This window comes from Burkholderia sp. AU18528, assembly GCF_002223215.2.
Lineage (GTDB): Bacteria > Pseudomonadota > Gammaproteobacteria > Burkholderiales > Burkholderiaceae > Burkholderia > Burkholderia semiarida.
In genome coordinates, this window is the sequence record NZ_NKFC02000005.1 from 392,978 (window position 1) to 407,699 (window position 14,722).

The 14,722-nt window shown below is 70.5% G+C and carries 14 protein-coding genes; 7 read left to right on the top strand and 7 right to left on the bottom strand.

Annotated features, from left to right (window positions below):
• The first annotated feature begins 9 nt into the window (after positions 1-9).
• Complete coding sequence (locus CFB52_RS13440; RefSeq protein ID WP_099316758.1) at positions 10-1,308, top strand: DUF72 domain-containing protein; 1,299 nt, start codon at positions 10-12, stop codon at positions 1,306-1,308.
• A 22-nt stretch (positions 1,309-1,330) separates the two neighbouring features.
• Here CFB52_RS13440 and msrA read toward each other — a convergent pair whose 3' ends face one another.
• Together msrA and CFB52_RS35055 are read right to left on the bottom strand one after the other, a co-directional pair.
• Positions 1,331-1,891: a peptide-methionine (S)-S-oxide reductase MsrA gene (msrA, locus tag CFB52_RS13445; protein ID WP_059578436.1), complete on the bottom strand. Its 561-nt coding sequence runs from the start codon at positions 1,889-1,891 to the stop codon at positions 1,331-1,333.
• A gap of 216 nt (positions 1,892-2,107) precedes the next feature.
• A complete protein-coding gene (locus CFB52_RS35055) occupies positions 2,108-2,341 on the bottom strand; it encodes a hypothetical protein (protein ID WP_226094298.1) in 234 nt (77 codons plus the stop codon).
• A 112-nt stretch (positions 2,342-2,453) separates the two neighbouring features.
• Here CFB52_RS35055 and CFB52_RS13455 point away from each other — a divergent pair, with 112 nt between their 5' ends.
• The 3 genes from CFB52_RS13455 to CFB52_RS13465 all read left to right on the top strand — a co-directional run bounded on the left by CFB52_RS13455 (position 2,454) and on the right by CFB52_RS13465 (position 5,352).
• Entirely contained in the window at positions 2,454-3,860 is a 1,407-nt protein-coding gene (locus tag CFB52_RS13455) for a selenium-binding protein SBP56-related protein (RefSeq protein WP_059721409.1), read from the top strand.
• Positions 3,857-4,522, top strand: a complete 666-nt coding sequence (locus CFB52_RS13460) for a hypothetical protein (protein ID WP_099316759.1) — start codon at positions 3,857-3,859, stop codon at positions 4,520-4,522. The genes CFB52_RS13455 and CFB52_RS13460 overlap by 4 nt, the downstream gene beginning before the upstream one ends.
• A 320-nt stretch (positions 4,523-4,842) precedes the next feature.
• The gene (locus CFB52_RS13465; protein WP_099316760.1) at positions 4,843-5,352 is read left to right on the top strand and encodes a flavin reductase family protein; all 510 of its coding nucleotides are present in this window, start codon (positions 4,843-4,845) and stop codon (positions 5,350-5,352) included.
• Here the strand turns inward: CFB52_RS13465 and CFB52_RS13470 are convergent.
• Positions 5,339-5,839 (bottom strand): Lrp/AsnC family transcriptional regulator, encoded by a 501-nt coding sequence (locus CFB52_RS13470; RefSeq protein ID WP_006477992.1) that lies wholly within the window; start codon positions 5,837-5,839, stop codon positions 5,339-5,341. The two genes, CFB52_RS13465 and CFB52_RS13470, sit on opposite strands and share 14 nt — an antisense overlap.
• Before the next feature lie 129 nt (positions 5,840-5,968).
• Between CFB52_RS13470 and kynB the strand changes: the two genes are divergently transcribed.
• The 3 genes from kynB (at position 5,969) to kynA (ending at position 8,918) form a co-directional block, all read left to right on the top strand.
• On the top strand, positions 5,969-6,610 hold the full coding sequence (gene kynB / locus CFB52_RS13475) for an arylformamidase (RefSeq protein WP_099316761.1): 642 nt from the start codon (positions 5,969-5,971) through the stop codon (positions 6,608-6,610).
• 28 nt (positions 6,611-6,638) lie between these two features.
• Positions 6,639-7,892 carry a kynureninase gene (gene kynU, locus CFB52_RS13480; protein ID WP_264163014.1) on the top strand — a complete coding sequence of 418 codons (1,254 nt, stop codon included), beginning with the start codon at positions 6,639-6,641 and terminating at the stop codon, positions 7,890-7,892.
• 90 nt (positions 7,893-7,982) lie between these two features.
• Positions 7,983-8,918, top strand: coding sequence for a tryptophan 2,3-dioxygenase (gene kynA, locus CFB52_RS13485; RefSeq protein ID WP_059578451.1), 936 nt, complete (start codon positions 7,983-7,985; stop codon positions 8,916-8,918).
• Positions 8,919-8,938: 20 nt separating this feature from the next.
• On the opposite strand, the gene CFB52_RS13490 is transcribed toward kynA, so the two are convergent.
• From CFB52_RS13490 to mdlC, 4 genes are all read right to left on the bottom strand, one after another.
• Positions 8,939-10,411, bottom strand: coding sequence for an MFS transporter (locus tag CFB52_RS13490; RefSeq protein ID WP_180278212.1), 1,473 nt, complete (start codon positions 10,409-10,411; stop codon positions 8,939-8,941).
• Between the two features lie 193 nt (positions 10,412-10,604).
• Positions 10,605-11,549 (bottom strand): ketopantoate reductase family protein, encoded by a 945-nt coding sequence (locus CFB52_RS13495; protein ID WP_059644798.1) that lies wholly within the window; start codon positions 11,547-11,549, stop codon positions 10,605-10,607.
• 14 nt (positions 11,550-11,563) lie between these two features.
• Positions 11,564-13,015 (bottom strand): aldehyde dehydrogenase, encoded by a 1,452-nt coding sequence (locus tag CFB52_RS13500; RefSeq protein WP_099316763.1) that lies wholly within the window; start codon positions 13,013-13,015, stop codon positions 11,564-11,566.
• Positions 13,016-13,044: 29 nt separating this feature from the next.
• Positions 13,045-14,652 carry a benzoylformate decarboxylase gene (gene mdlC, locus CFB52_RS13505; RefSeq protein ID WP_099316764.1) on the bottom strand — a complete coding sequence of 536 codons (1,608 nt, stop codon included), beginning with the start codon at positions 14,650-14,652 and terminating at the stop codon, positions 13,045-13,047.
• Positions 14,653-14,722 lie beyond the last annotated feature (70 nt).

The window sequence follows — 14,722 nt, forward strand, 5'->3', positions numbered from 1 at the left end:
TGGGCATGCATGGGTGACGGCAGGACGCGGCGCAGGGCGCCGCCGCAACGACAGCGGCACGACGACGCCGACGAGTCGCACGCCGACGGGCAGTTCGACCTGTTCGGCGTGCCGACGGACGCCGCACGCACGTCGCCGGCGGACGGCGACCACTCCGTCAGCCCCGACGAGCCCGTGACGCCGGACGCAGCGAAAGACCCTCGACCGGCGCCGCCCGCCCGTACGACCGCCCGCCCCGCCGCCGAAGACGCCCCCGCCCCGTCGTCCGGCCTGCTGTGGGATGAGCCGCCCTCGCCGGCGGCCCCGCCAAAGAAAGGCCGCCGCAAGCGCGGCGTGCTGCCCGCGCCGATCTCGGCGGACGTCGCCGAAGTCGCGGCCGGCCTGCCGCCGAACGTGCGGCTCGGCACGTCGTCGTGGTATTTCCCCGGCTGGAACGGCATCGTCTACGACGGCGACTTCGCGCAGACGAAGCTGTCGCGCGAAGGGCTCGAAGCGTACGGCGCGCATCCGCTGCTGAAAAGCGTGAGCCTCGACCGGTCGTTCTACGGCCCGCTGTCGGTGGCCGACTACCTGCGCTACGCGCAGCAGGTGCCCGACGATTTCCGCTTCGTCGTGAAGGCGCCGGCCGCGGTGACCGACGCGGTGATCCGCGGCCGGCGCGGCGAACCGTCCGGGCCGAACCCGACGTTCCTCGATGCGCCGCTCGCGACCCGCGAATTCGTCCAGCCGTGCCTCGACGGGCTCGGCCGGAAAGCCGGCGTGCTCGTGTTCCAGTTCTCGCCGCTGCCCGATCAACTGCTCGCGCAGCCGGCCGCGCTGATCGACCGGCTCGCCGCGTTCTTCGCGGCGCTGCCGCCGTTGCCGCCGGACGCCGACGGCACGCGCTACGCGATCGAGATCCGCGACGCGAGCCTGCTCACGCCGCGCTTCATCCGCGCACTGGCCGCGCTCGGCGTGCGCTACTGCGTCGGCCTGCACGCGCGGATGCCCGACCCGCTGCGCCAGGCCGCCGCGCTCGCGCTGCTCGATGGCGACGCGCCGGGCCCGCTGATCGTGCGCTGGAGCCTGCACGGCGGCTTCAAGTACGAGCAGGCGAAAGCGAAATACGAGCCGTTCGACAAGCTCGTCGACGAGGATCCGGCCACGCGTTCGGCGCTCGCCGAACTGGCCGCGCGCTACGCGCTGGCCGGGCAGCCGGTGATCATCACGATCAACAACAAGGCGGAAGGCTCGGCACCGCTGTCGTGCCTCGCACTCGCACGCGAAATCGCCGCCGCGTGCGCGCAGTGGCGCAACGAGGCGGCGTGACGCCGGTTGCCGCGGCCGACGCTCAGGCGCCGCGCAGCGACTTCAGCCGGTGCGAGAACTTCTGCCGGAATTTCGCGAGCTTCGGCCCGATCACGACCGAGCAATAGCCCTGCCCCGGGTTGCGCGCGTAATAGTTCTGATGATAGTCCTCGGCCGGCCAGTAGTTGCCGTCGAGCGGCACGACCTGCGTGACGATCGGCTGGCCGAACACCTGTTCGCGCTCGAGCTCGCGGATCACGTCGAGCGCCGTATCGCGCTGCGCATCCGAGTGCGTGAACACGACCGACCGGTACTGCGTGCCGACGTCGTTGCCCTGCCGGTTCAACTGGGTCGGATCGTGCGTCGCGAAAAAAATCTCGAGGATCTCGCGATAACCGATGCGCGCCGGGTCGAACGTCACATTGACGACTTCCGCGTGGCCCGTGTCGCCTTCGCAGATGTCGCGATAGCCCGGATTGCGCGTATGACCGCCCGCGTAACCCGACTGGACGGCCGTCACGCCGTCGACGTCGAGAAACACGGCCTCCGTGCACCAGAAACACCCGCCTCCGAGCGTCGCGGTTTCAAGCATTTCGTTCCCCATGAAATCAGCCTCTCGTGGATGATGGCAGCCGGCACACGCGTGCCGACTGCCACGGTTTCGCATCGCCGCTGCCGGCCCGCGGTGCGGGACGCGGCGGCACTCCGGCAAGTATCTCACTCGCGCGCGAAACTGGCAGATCGGCCAGGCGTGGCACGCGACCGGCAGCGTATTTCTCGTCTACACTAGGCACGCGCACGCGGCGGTCACCCCGCCGCGTCAACCCAGCGTCCGATGCATGCCCGACCCCGATGCCAACACCATCTGCCGGAACATCGATATGCACGCCTTAACAGACATCGCCTGCGTCGCGGCCCCGCTCGCCGCTACGTCAATCGCACCGTCGCGGTGGCGCGTGCCCGTTTCACGGAGCGCGCCGCGTGGCAACCCGTCGCCTTTTCCCGCTTTCACGACCTGATGCACGGCATCGCGCGCATCGCCGACGCGTTGCATTCGCCTGCCGCTCGCTCCGCCGGCATGATGCGCGCCGCGCGGCCACCGCAGTCCGCACGTCCGCAACGAACGGCCGTGCGTCCACGATCCGACACCTTCGAGAGACACCACCATGAGCATGCGGCCTGACCCGACGTTTCACGCTTCGCCCGAGCTTGCGATGCAGGCGCCGGCGGAAGAGTTTGCCTATACGTTGTTGCTGAGCCCCGATTTTTCCAGACCCGACGCGCTCGCCGTGATCGACGTGAAGCCCGGTTCGTCGACGTACGGCAAGATCGTGCATACGGTGACGATGCCGAACACCGGCGACGAGTTTCACCATTTCGGCTGGAATGCGTGCTCGTCGTCGCTGTCGCCGCTCACCGGCCATGCGTTCCTCGAGCGCCGCTTCCTGATCATCCCCGGCCTGCGCTCGTCGCGCATCTACGTGATCGACACGAAGCCGCATCCGACGCAGGCGCGCATCCACAAGATCATCGAGCCCGACGAGATCTTCGCGAAAACCGGCTATTCGCGGCCGCACACCGTGCATTGCGGCCCCGAGGGCATCTACGTGAGCACGCTCGGCGGGGCGGGCAAGGACGGCACCGACGGCGCGCCCGGCATCTTCATCATGGATTGCGAAACCTTCGACGTGCTCGGCCGTTGGGAAATCGACCGCGGCCCGCAGGACAAGCACTACGACTTCTGGTGGAACCTGCCGCGCGACTACATGGTGTCGAGCGAATGGGCGCTGCCGCCGCAATTCGAGAACGGGATCGTCCCCGAGGATCTGCTCGCGAACAAGTACGGGCACCGGCTGCATTTCTGGGATCTGCGCGCGCGACGCAACGTGCAGACGATCGATCTCGGCGCGCAGCACCAGATGGCGCTCGAGGTGCGGCCCGCGCACGACCCGGTGCGCGAGTACGGATTCGTCGGCGTCGTGGTCGATACGACCAATCTCGAAGGCTCGATCTGGACCTGGTGGCGCGAAGGCGGCAAGTTCCATGTGAAGAAGACCGCGACGATCCCGGCCGAGCCGGCGGCGGCCGACGAGTTGCCGCCGCTGCTGCAAGGATTCGGCGCGGTGCCGCCGCTCGTGACCGACATCGACCTGTCGCTCGACGATCGCTTCCTGTACGTGTCGTGCTGGGGCACCGGCGAGATGCGCCAGTACGACGTGTCGGACCCGCACCACCCGGTGCTCGCCGGGTCGGTGCGCATCGGCGGCATCGCGCGCCGTGCGCCGCACTCGAACGGCCGCACGTTCGCGGGCGGCCCGCAGATGGTCGAGATCAGCCGCGACGGCCGGCGCGTGTACTGGACCAACTCGCTCTATTCGACGTGGGACGACCAGTTCTATCCGGACGGCGTGCCGGCCGCGCAGGTGCTCGCGCACGCGGGGCCGGACGGCGGGCTGACGCTCGCCGACGACTACTGGGTCGAATTCCCCGACGGCTATCGCGCGCACCAGATCCGGCTCGAAGGCGGAGACTGCTCGACCGACTCGTTCTGCTATCCGTCGGTCAAGCGTTGAGCGCCGGGCTTCATGCGCCGTTCGCGCTGTGGGCGGCCGTGCTCGCGAGCGGCGTCTATCACGGGCTCAACCCGGCGATGGGCTGGCCGCTCGCGGTGTCGAACGCGCTGATGACGCGCCGCGGCGGCGCGCTCGTCGCGGCGCTCGGCTATCTCGCGCTCGGTCATGCGCTCGCCGTCTTCGCGGTGATGCTGCCGTTCGGGCTGCTCGCCGCACTGCTCGCGTGGCAAACGGCGATCCGGATCGGCGCGAGCGCGCTCGTGATCGGCTTCGGCGCGGTGCTGCTGATCCGGCGCCGGCATCCGCGGGCGCTCGCGCGGATTCCGCCGGCGCGGCTCGGCCTGTGGTCGTTCGCGGTCGCGCTCGCGCACGGCGCGGGGCTGATGCTCGTGCCGATCTACCTCGGCCTCTGCGGGCTCGACCGCGATGCCGGCCACCGCGCGGCGGCGATGCTCGTCGATGCGCATCTCGGGATGGCGCTCGTCGTCGCGGCCGTGCACGCGGCCGCGATGATCGCCGCCGGCGGCGGGCTCGCATGGCTCGTGTACCGCTATCTCGGGCTGAAGTTCGTGTCGCGGAGCTGGTTCAATCTCGACACGGTGTGGGCGTCGAGCCTGATCGTGACGGGGGCGCTGTCGCTCGGGCTGGCGGCGGCGCGATAGCGCGCGGGCGACGTTGCCGGCTGTTCGGCGCCGCGCCGGGCAGCCCAGGCGACGATGGCGGCTGCGCGACGTGAAGCCGGCCGTCCCGGCGCCGCCGCCAAAAACGTGACAGAACGGCCGTGCGGGCCGCGCGCCGCAGTGTTCGCTACGTCACCCTGCCCCCGCGATGCGCCGCCCGACCGGGCCCGGCGGCCCCGATTCCGCTAAAATCGGGCCATGCGCACCCGTTCCCAATCTACCGCCTCGTCGTCTTTCGTCCGCCGCGCCCGTCACGCCCGTGTCGTGTCGCGCCCGCCCGTCCCGTTCCGGATGGTTGCCCGATGAGCCACGCCAATCCGCCGGATTTCGACGCGGCCGCCTTCCGGCAGGCGCTCGGCCAGTTCGCGACGGGCGTGACGGTGATCACGACGCAGGCGCCGTCCGGCCAGTTGATCGGCATCACCGCCAGCTCGTTCAATTCGGTTTCGCTCGATCCGCCGCTCGTGCTGTGGAGCCTCGCGCACAAATCGGCGTCGACGCCAGTGTTCCGCGGCAACAGCCATTACGTGGTGAACGTGCTCGCGGCGTCGCAGCTCGACCTGTGCAAGCGCTTTTCGACCTACAAGGGCGACCGCTTCGAAGGGATCGCGCACGCGGCCGGCAACTCGGGGATGCCCGTGCTCGACGGCGCGCTCGCGTGGTTCGAATGCCACAACCGCAGCCGCTACGACGAAGGCGACCACGTGATCTTCGTCGGCGAAGTGGAGCGCTGCGGCGTGCGCGCCGTATCGGACGCCGCCCCGCCGCTCGTGTTCCACGGCGGCGGCTTCCACGGCCTCACACCGCTTTGATCGCCCCCGTGCGCGCGAGGCCGACCGGCGCGCCGGCTTCGTCCTTCAGCGTCTGCAGCACGATGTTCGAACGGATGTCCATCACGCCCGGCGCCTTGTACAGGCGGTTCAGCACGAAATCCGAATAGTGCTTGAGGTTGTGCGCGAGCACGCGCAGCAGATAGTGGCTCTCGCCCGTCACGACGAACGCGCCGACCACCTCCGGCCATTCGCGCAGCGCTTCCGCGAAGCGCTCGTGCCATTGATTCTCTTCGTTGCGCATCGACACCTGCACGAACGCCTCGAGCTCGAAGCCGAGCTTCTCGCGGCTCAGGCACGCGCGATAGTGCTCGATCACGCCCTGCTCCTCGAGCAGGCGCATGCGGCGCAGGCAGGCGGATGGCGAAAGCGAAATGCGTTCGGCCAGGTCGAGATTGCTGATTCTGCCCTCCTCCTGCAATACCGCCAGAATCCGGCAGTCGGTGGCATCGAGCGTGATCGCGTGCATTTTTGGTCCCCGTTTTCCCTCTGAGTCGAATTATCTGCCAATCCGGCGGATTGTCCATGTTTATTTCGCAAGCACTTTCTGCGAGCGTCCACCTATCATTCGATGCATCGATTCACGATTCGTCATGCCATGGACACACTCTGGGACATCTCGCCGCCCGTCAGCCCCGCCACCCCCGTGTGGCCGGGCGATACGCCGGTTTCCGTCGAGCGCGTGTGGCGGATGGAGGCCGGTTCGCCGGTCAACGTCGCGCGCCTGACGCTGTCGCCGCACACGGGCGCGCACTGCGACGCGCCGCTGCACTACGACGCCGACGGCGCGCCGATCGGCGCGGTGCCGCTCGACACCTATCTCGGCGCATGCCGCGTGATCCATTGCATCGGCGCGGCGCCCGTCGTGCGGCCGGCCGATATCGCGGCCGCGCTCGACGGCGTGCCGCCGCGCGTGCTGCTGCGCACATATGCGCGCGCCGCGGTCGAACGATGGGACAGCCATTTCTGCGCGGTCGCGCCCGACACCGTCGATCTGCTCGCCGTGCATGGCGTCAAGCTGATCGGCATCGACACGCCGTCGCTCGACCCGCAGGAATCGAAGACGATGGATGCGCATCATCGTGTGCGCGCGCACCGGATGGCGATCCTCGAAGGCATCGTGCTCGACGACGTGCCGCCCGGCGACTACGAATTGATCGCGCTGCCGCTGAAATTCGCGACGCTCGACGCGAGCCCCGTGCGCGCGGTGCTGCGCGCGCTGCCCGCACGCGCCGCCTGACTACCCCGACCTACGACCCCACATCATGATGATCAAGACCCGTGAAGACGCGCTCGCGCTCGACCGCGACGACCCGCTGGCCCCGCTGCGCGACCAGTTCTCGCTGCCCGACGGCGTGATCTACCTCGACGGCAATTCGCTCGGCGCGCAGCCGCGCGCGTCGGCCGCCCGCGCGCAGCAGGTGATCGGCGCCGAATGGGGCGACGGCCTGATCCGCAGCTGGAACACGGCCGGCTGGTTCGCGCTGCCGCGCCGCCTCGGCGACAAGCTCGCGACGCTGATCGGCGGCGCGCCCGGCGAAACGGTCGTGACCGACACGATCTCGATCAACCTGTTCAAGCTGCTGTCGGCGATGCTGCGCCACCAGGCCGAGCGCGCGCCCGAGCGCCGCGTGATCGTGTCGGAGCGCTCGAACTTCCCGACTGACCTCTATATCGCGCAGGGGCTGATCGAACAGCTCGGCGGCGGCTACGAGCTGCGCCTGATCGACGATCCGGCCGACCTGCCCGGCGCGCTCGGCGCGGACACGGCCGTCGCGATGATCACGCACGTGAACTACCGCACCGGCTACATGCACGACATGCCGGCCGTCACGCAGCTCGTGCACGACGCGGGCGCGCTGATGCTGTGGGATCTCGCGCACTCGGCCGGCGCGGTGCCGGTCGACCTGAACGGCGCACGCGCGGACGGCGCGGTCGGCTGCACGTACAAGTACCTGAACGGCGGCCCCGGCTCACCCGCGTTCGTGTGGGTGCCGCAGCGTCACCTCGCGCATTTCTCGCAGCCGCTGTCGGGCTGGTGGGGCCATCGCGCGCCGTTCGCGATGCAGCCGGGCTTCGCGCCGGATCCGGGCATCGCGCGCTTCCTGTGCGGCACGCAGCCGATCGTGTCGATGTCGATGGTCGAATGCGGGCTCGACGTGTTCCTGCAGACCGACATGGATGCGATCCGCCGCAAGTCGCTCGCGCTGACCGACGCGTTCATCGCGCTCGTCGAAGCGCGCTGCGCGGGCCTGTCGCTGAAGCTCGTCACGCCGCGCGCGCATCACCAGCGCGGCTCGCAGGCGAGCTTCGAGCATCCGCACGGCTACGAGGTCATGCAGGCGCTGATCGCGCGCGGCGTGATCGGCGACTACCGCGAGCCGTACGTGCTGCGCTTCGGCTTCACGCCGCTCTATACGCGCTTCGCCGACGTGTGGGATGCGGTCGAGACGCTGCGCGACATCCTCGCCACCGATGCGTGGAAGGCGCCCGAATTCGCCGAACGCGGCGCGGTGACCTGAGCGGTCTTGCGCGGCGCGCCGCCGTTGCAGGCGGCGCATGCGCCGCGCGTTCGTCATTCAAATCTGGAGAAAGTCGTGAATTCTGGTCATATGCAGCCGCCCGGCGGCGACGCGCCGGCAGGCTGCCCGTTCTCGGGCGCACGCGCCGCACAACCGGCGCAAGCCGCGCATGAAGCGCCGCACGTGCCGGGCGAGGCCGACACGCAAGCCGGCTGGCACAACGCGCAACTCGATTTCTCGAAGTCGATGAGCTACGGCGACTACCTGTCGCTGAATTCGATCCTCGACGCGCAGCATCCGCTGTCGCCCGATCACAACGAGATGCTGTTCATCATCCAGCATCAGACGAGCGAGCTGTGGATGAAGCTCGCGCTGTTCGAGCTGCGCGGCGCGCTCGATGCCGTGCGCACCGACGCGCTGCCGCCCGCGTTCAAGATGCTCGCGCGCGTGTCGCGCATCCTCGAGCAACTGGTGCAGGCGTGGAACGTGCTGTCGACGATGACGCCGTCCGAGTATTCGGCGATGCGGCCGTATCTCGGCCAGTCGTCGGGCTTCCAGTCGTACCAGTATCGCCAACTCGAATTCCTGCTCGGCAACAAGAACGCGCAGATGCTGCAGCCGCATGCGCACCGGCCGGACATCCTCGAACAGGTGCGCGCGACACTCGAGGCGCCGTCGTTCTACGACGAGGTCGTGCGCCTGCTCGCGCGGCGCGGGTTCGCGATCGCGCCGGAGCGGCTCGAGCGCGACTGGACGCAGCCGATGCGGCACGACGAGACGGTCGAGGCCGCATGGCTCGAGGTCTATCGTCATCCGCAGCAGCACTGGGAGCTGTACGAGATGGCCGAGGAACTGGTCGATCTCGAGGATGCGTTCCGCCAGTGGCGCTTCCGTCACGTGACGACAGTCGAACGCATCATCGGCTTCAAGCAGGGCACGGGCGGCACGAGCGGCGCGCCGTACCTGCGCAAGATGCTCGACGTCGTGCTGTTCCCCGAGCTCTGGCACGTGCGCACCACGCTGTAACGCCCGTCACGCGCCCGCCGTCACGACGACGTGCGGGCGAGTTCCTCCCCTTCGCGCGGCTGAGCCGGCGCGCGCGACAGCCGCGGAATGTGCCGCCGCACCGCGAGGAGCGCGACGCACACCACGCCCATCGCGACGGCCAGCATCGTCAGGTACGCGCCCGCGCCGCCCGACGTGATCACGATCGCGCCCGCGAACGCACTGAGGATCGCGCCGAGCCGGCCGAACGCGAGCGCGCTCGCGGTGCCCGTCGCGCGTACGGCCGTCGGGTAGATGTACGCGCAGAGCGCATACATCGTCGACTGCACCGCGTTGACGAACAACCCGTGCAGGCCGAGCCCGACGATCAGCCAGCCCGTGTGGCGGCTCGCATCGACACCCATCAGCCACACCGCGCTCGCCGCGCCGCCGATGCTGCACAGCGCGAGCGGCCAGCGCGAGCCCGCATGCGCGATCGCCCATGCGCACAGCAGCGCGCCGATCACGCCGCCGAGGTTGTACGCGGTGAGCCCCGAGCCCGCGACCGACACGCTCAACCCGCTCGCCGCGAGCATCGTCGGCAGCCAGCTGAACGCCGCATACACGGCGAGCAGGCACATGAAGAACGCGCACCACAGCGCGATCGTGTCGCGCGCCTGCCCGCCCGCGAACAGCGCGCCGAAGCCGCCGCGGCCGCCCGGCGCACGGGCGTCCTTCATATCGGTGAACACCGTGCCCGGCGCGACCGGCCGCCGCATCCGCGCGAGCAGCGCACCGAGTTCCGGCCAGCGTGCGGGGCGCCGCGCCAGATAACGCGGCGATTCCGGCAACGCGCGCACGAGCACGAAGCCGAGCACGAGCGGCAACGCGCCGCCCGCGAAGAACAGCCCGCGCCAGCCGTAGCGCGGCAGCACCTCGTGCGCGAACAGGCCGGCCAGCATCCCGCCGAGCGGCACGCAGACGATCGTCGCGGTCACCATCATCGTGCGGCGCCGCGCGGGCGTGTATTCGGCGGTCATCGTCGTGGCCGTCGGCAGCGCGCCGCCGATCCCGAGCCCCGCGCAAAAGCGCAGTATCGCGATCGTCGCGACGTCGGGCGCGAACCCGATCGCGCAGGTCGCGAGGCCGAACAGGAATACGCTGCCGATCACGGCCCGGCGGCGACCGAAGCGGTCCGCGACGATCCCCGCGCACGCGCTGCCGATCCCCATGCCGACCAGCCCCGCCGCGACGGCCGGCGCGAACGCGCCGCGCGCGATGCCCCATTCGCGGATCAGCACGGGAATCGCGAAACCGATCAACTGGCCGTCGAAGCCGTCGAGCACGATCGCGAGCGCGGCGAGCAGCACGACGCAGCGCTGCATCGCCGTGAACGGCCCGTCGTCGAGCGTCGTGCCGATGTCGACCGACGGCGGCAGCCGTTCAGTCAGTGCGTCGGTCGTGCTCATGCGGCCTCCGATGCACCGCGCGCCGGCGGCAAGATGCGCGGACGGCGCGCGACGAGACAACGGCATTCGATGGTTTTCATGGCGTCTCCGTTGTCCGGGCTGGCGCACGCAAGCGTGCCCGGATCTCATGCTGTGCAGTCGACCGGCGCCCATCGATCGGCGCCGGTGTGTTGTCCCACCCTTCACGATCCATTGCCGTCGCTTCGCGGGCGCGGCATCCGTATCGTCACGCGGCGCCAGCCGGCCGCCGGCCCGCTGCTCAGTTCGCCCGTGCGTCGATCAGCCGGACCAGCGCGAGCAGCGTCTCCGCATGCGGCACCGCGACGCCCGTTTCGCGCGCGGCCGCGACGACCTTGCCGCTGATCGCGTCGATTTCGGTGCGGCGGCCCGCGAGCACGTCCTGCAGCATCGACGGGCGATGGCCGCGATGGTCGCGGATCGCATGCTCGACGTTGCGCGCGATCCGCGCGCCGTCGACCGCGATGCCCTTCGCGCGCGCGACGGCGGCGGTCTCGGCCGCGATCGCGAGCGCGAGCCGCGGCCCGTCGTGATGATGGCCGAGCTGGTCGACGGTGCAGCCCGTCGCCGCGCACACCGTGTTGAGCGCCGCGTTGAACGCGACCTTCTCCCAGATCGCGGCCCACACGTCGGCGTCGAGCGTGCAGGCGAGCCCCGCGCGCGACAGCGCGTCGGCCACGGCCGCCGCGAACGGGCGCGCCGCGCCGTCGGCCGTCATCATGCGGATCGCGCCGGCGCCGTGCGAGCGCACGTGCGCGGGCCCGGCCGCATCGGCCGGCCACGTCGTCACGCCGACCAGGATGCGCTCGATCGGCACGAACGCATTCACCGTCTCGACGTTGCCGAGCCCGTTCTGCAGCGTCAGCACGAACGTGTCCGGCGTCAGCAGCGCGCGCACGCCGTCGAGCGCCGCCCGCGTGTGCAGCGATTTCGTGAAAACGATCAGCAGGTCGAACGGCGTGTCGGGCGCGGCGGCCGCGTCCGCATTCGCGGCTTCCGGCCGCATGGCGTGCAGCGTGCGAATGCGCCGTTCGCCGCGGTCGTCGTCGATGCGCAGCCCGTCGCGGCGGATCGCTTCGAGATGCGCGTCGTTCACGTCGATCAGCGTGACGGCTTCGCCGCTTTCGGCCAGCCGCCCGCCGAACAGCGAGCCCATCGCGCCCGCGCCCAGAATCGCAATCTTCATCGTCGGCGGCCTCGTCAGAACGGATAGTGGCGCGGCGCCGTCTGCACCGTGATCCAGCGCAGGTCCGTGAACGCGGCGATACCGGCCTTGCCGCCGAAGTGGCCGAAGCCGCTGTCCTTCACGCCGCCGAACGGCATCTGCGCCTCGTCGTGCACGGTCGGGCCGTTCACGTGACAGATGCCCGATTCGATGCGCGCGGCGACGCGCAGCGCCCGCGCGACGTCGCGGCTGAACACGGCCGACGCCAGCCCGAACGCGTTGTCGTTCGCGCAGCGGATCGCGGCCTCCTCGCCGTCGACGCGCACGATGCCCTTCACCGGGCCGAACGATTCCTCCGCATAGACACGCATCGCCGGCGTCACGTGGTCGAGCAGCGTCGCGGGAAACAGCGTGCCATCGGCCTTGCCGCCGCACACGAGCGTCGCGCCGTGCGCGAGCGCGTCGTCGATCAGCGCGTTGCAGCGCTCGACGGCCTTCATGTCGATCAGCGACCCGAGCACGACGGGCCCGTTGCGCGGGTCGCCGAGCGGCAGCGACGCGGCCTTGTCGGCGAGCTTCGCGACGAATGCATCGGCGATCGATGCGTCGACGACGATGCGCTCGGTCGACATGCAGATCTGGCCGGAATTCGCGAATGCGCCGAATGCGGCCGCGGCGACCGCCGCGTCGAGATCGGCATCGTCCAGCACGACGAACGGCGCCTTGCCGCCGAGCTCCAGCACCGACGGTTTCAGGTGGCGCGCGCACGCTTCGGCGACGATCCGGCCGACCCGCGTCGAGCCCGTGAAATTCACGCGGCGCACGGCCGGGTGTGCGATCAGTGCGTCGACGACGGCGCCCGCATCGTCGGGCGCGTTCGTCACGAAGTTGACGACGCCCGGCGGCAGCCCGGCCTCCTGCATGGCCTCGACGACCAGCCCGTGCGTGACGGGGCACAGCTCCGAGCCTTTCAGCACGATCGTGTTGCCGCACGCGAGCGGCAGCGCGAGCGCGCGCGTCGCGAGAATCACCGGCGCATTCCACGGCGCGATGCCGAGCACGACGCCGGCCGGCTGCCGCACGCCCATCGCGAGCGAGCCCGGCACGTCGGACGGAATCAGCTCGCCGCCGACCTGCGTGGTCAGCGACGCGGCCTCGACGAGCCCGCTCGCCGCGAGCTGCACGTTGAAGCCGGCCCACAGCGCGGACGCGCCCGTCTCGGCCGCCATCGCGGCGACGAACTGCTCGTGCTTCGCTTCGAGCGCGGCGGCCGCTTTCAGCAGCCATGCGCGCCGCGCGCCGGGGCCGAGCGCGGCCCAGCCGGGCAACGCGCGGGCGGCCGCGTCGGCCGCCGCGCGCGCATCGTCGGTGGTGGCCGCGGGCGCGGCCGACGCGATTTCGCCGTCGAGCGGGTTGCGGCGCACGAAGGTCGCGCCGCTGGACGAGTGCCGGCGTTCGCCGCCGATCAGCATCGCTACGGTTTGCATGGAATCTCCGGAAAGACGCGCGCGGCGCATCAGGCAATCTCGATTTCGACGACGACCGGCGTCGCCGCACGCAGCGCGTCGGCCAGCGTATCGCGCAGGAGCGCTGCATCGGCCACGCGTACGCCGCGGCAGCCCATCCCTTGCGCGAGCGCGACGAAGTCCAGGTCGGGCAGATCGGTGCCCTGCACGGGGTCGCCGGGGCCGAAGCCGAACACGGGCGCGAAATCCTGCAGCGCCGCATACCGCCGGTTGTTCAGGATCACGAACGTGATCGGCAGCTTCAGTTGCGCGGCGCTCCACAGCGCCTGGATCGAATACAGGCTCGAGCCGTCGCCGATCAGCCCGATCACGCGCCGGCCCGGCCGCGCGAGCGCGACGCCGACGGCGGCCGGCATCCCGTAGCCGAGCCCGCCGCTGTCCATCGTGTAGAACGTGCCGCTGCGCGTGAACGGCAGATGTTCCTGCATCACCGGCCGCGCGCTCGGCGCCTCCTCGACGACGATGTCCTGTGCGTCGCGCACGTCCGCGAGCGTCTGCAGCGCGAACGCGACCGACATGCGCGCGCCGGCGGCAGGCGCGTCGACGCGGACACGCGGCGCGCGCGGCGCGGGCATCGGCCGCTGGGGCGGCGCGGGCCGCGCCAGCAGATCGCGCGCGGCGAGCCGCAGGTTGCCGACGACCGCATCGCCCGACGGCGTCCACGCGGCGACGCCCGGATCGTCGACGAGCTGCACGAGCGTCGCGCCCGGCGGCACGTGCGGGCCGGAGCCTTCGATGTGATAGGTGAACGCGGGCGCGCCGAACGCGAACACGAGATCGTGCCCGTCGAGCCGCGCGACGATCTTCTCGCGGATCGCGGGCAGGAAGCCGGCGAACAGCGGATGGTCCTCCGGAAAACTGCAGCGCCCCGACATCGGCGCGACGTACACGCGCGCACGGTGCCGCTCGGCAAGGCGCACGGCGTCATCCCACGCGCCCGCGCGATCGACGGCCGCGCCGACCACGAATGCCGGGCGCCGCGCGGCGTCGAGCGCGTCGCCGAGCCGCGCGAGCGCGTCGGGATCGGGCCGCACGATGCTGCTGACGTCACGGCGCGGCAGCCATTCGGCCGGCTGGTCCCAGTCGTCGACGGGAATCGACACGAACACGGGGCCGCGCGGCTCCTGCATCGCGATCCGGTACGCACGCGCGATCGCGGCCGGCACGTCCTGCGCGCGCGCGGGCTCGATGCTCCATTTGACGTACGGCTTCGGCAGCTCGGCGGCCTGCGTCGCGCCGAGGAACGGATCGAACGGCAGAATCGCGCGCGCCTGCTGGCCCGCGGTGACGATCAGCGGCGTGCGGTTCCTGAACGCGGTGAAGAGATTGCCCATCGCGTTGCCGACGCCCGCCGCCGAATGCAGGTTCACGACGGCCGCACGGCCGGTGGCCTGCGCGTGGCCGTCCGCCATGCCGACCACGACGGCCTCCTGCAGGCCGAGCACGTAGCGGAAATCGTCGGGAAAATCGCGGAACATCGGCAGCTCGGTCGAGCCGGGGTTGCCGAACACGCGGTCGATGCCGAACTGGCGAAACAGGTCGATGACGGCGTCGCGGACGGTGATCGGCGCGGCGGATTGGGACGGGGTGCCTGACATGCTCGGGCGTCTCCTCGATGGCTTGGCGGTTTCCACAGTATCGAAGCGCAGGCCATTCACGGATACTGTA

What these genes read in the sequence shown, in the direction of transcription:
- CFB52_RS13440 (WP_099316758.1), top strand. Translation starts at nt 10, where the DNA reads ATGGGTGACGGCAGGACGCGGCGCAGGGCGCCGCCGCAACGACAGCGG.
- msrA (WP_059578436.1), bottom strand. Translation starts at nt 1,891, where the DNA reads ATGGGGAACGAAATGCTTGAAACCGCGACGCTCGGAGGCGGGTGTTTC.
- CFB52_RS35055 (WP_226094298.1), bottom strand. Translation starts at nt 2,341, where the DNA reads ATGCAACGCGTCGGCGATGCGCGCGATGCCGTGCATCAGGTCGTGAAA.
- CFB52_RS13455 (WP_059721409.1), top strand. Translation starts at nt 2,454, where the DNA reads ATGAGCATGCGGCCTGACCCGACGTTTCACGCTTCGCCCGAGCTTGCG.
- CFB52_RS13465 (WP_099316760.1), top strand. Translation starts at nt 4,843, where the DNA reads ATGAGCCACGCCAATCCGCCGGATTTCGACGCGGCCGCCTTCCGGCAG.
- CFB52_RS13470 (WP_006477992.1), bottom strand. Translation starts at nt 5,839, where the DNA reads ATGCACGCGATCACGCTCGATGCCACCGACTGCCGGATTCTGGCGGTA.
- kynB (WP_099316761.1), top strand. Translation starts at nt 5,969, where the DNA reads ATGGACACACTCTGGGACATCTCGCCGCCCGTCAGCCCCGCCACCCCC.
- kynU (WP_264163014.1), top strand. Translation starts at nt 6,639, where the DNA reads ATGATCAAGACCCGTGAAGACGCGCTCGCGCTCGACCGCGACGACCCG.
- kynA (WP_059578451.1), top strand. Translation starts at nt 7,983, where the DNA reads ATGCAGCCGCCCGGCGGCGACGCGCCGGCAGGCTGCCCGTTCTCGGGC.
- CFB52_RS13490 (WP_180278212.1), bottom strand. Translation starts at nt 10,411, where the DNA reads ATGCCGTTGTCTCGTCGCGCGCCGTCCGCGCATCTTGCCGCCGGCGCG.
- CFB52_RS13495 (WP_059644798.1), bottom strand. Translation starts at nt 11,549, where the DNA reads ATGAAGATTGCGATTCTGGGCGCGGGCGCGATGGGCTCGCTGTTCGGC.
- CFB52_RS13500 (WP_099316763.1), bottom strand. Translation starts at nt 13,015, where the DNA reads ATGCAAACCGTAGCGATGCTGATCGGCGGCGAACGCCGGCACTCGTCC.
- mdlC (WP_099316764.1), bottom strand. Translation starts at nt 14,652, where the DNA reads ATGTCAGGCACCCCGTCCCAATCCGCCGCGCCGATCACCGTCCGCGAC.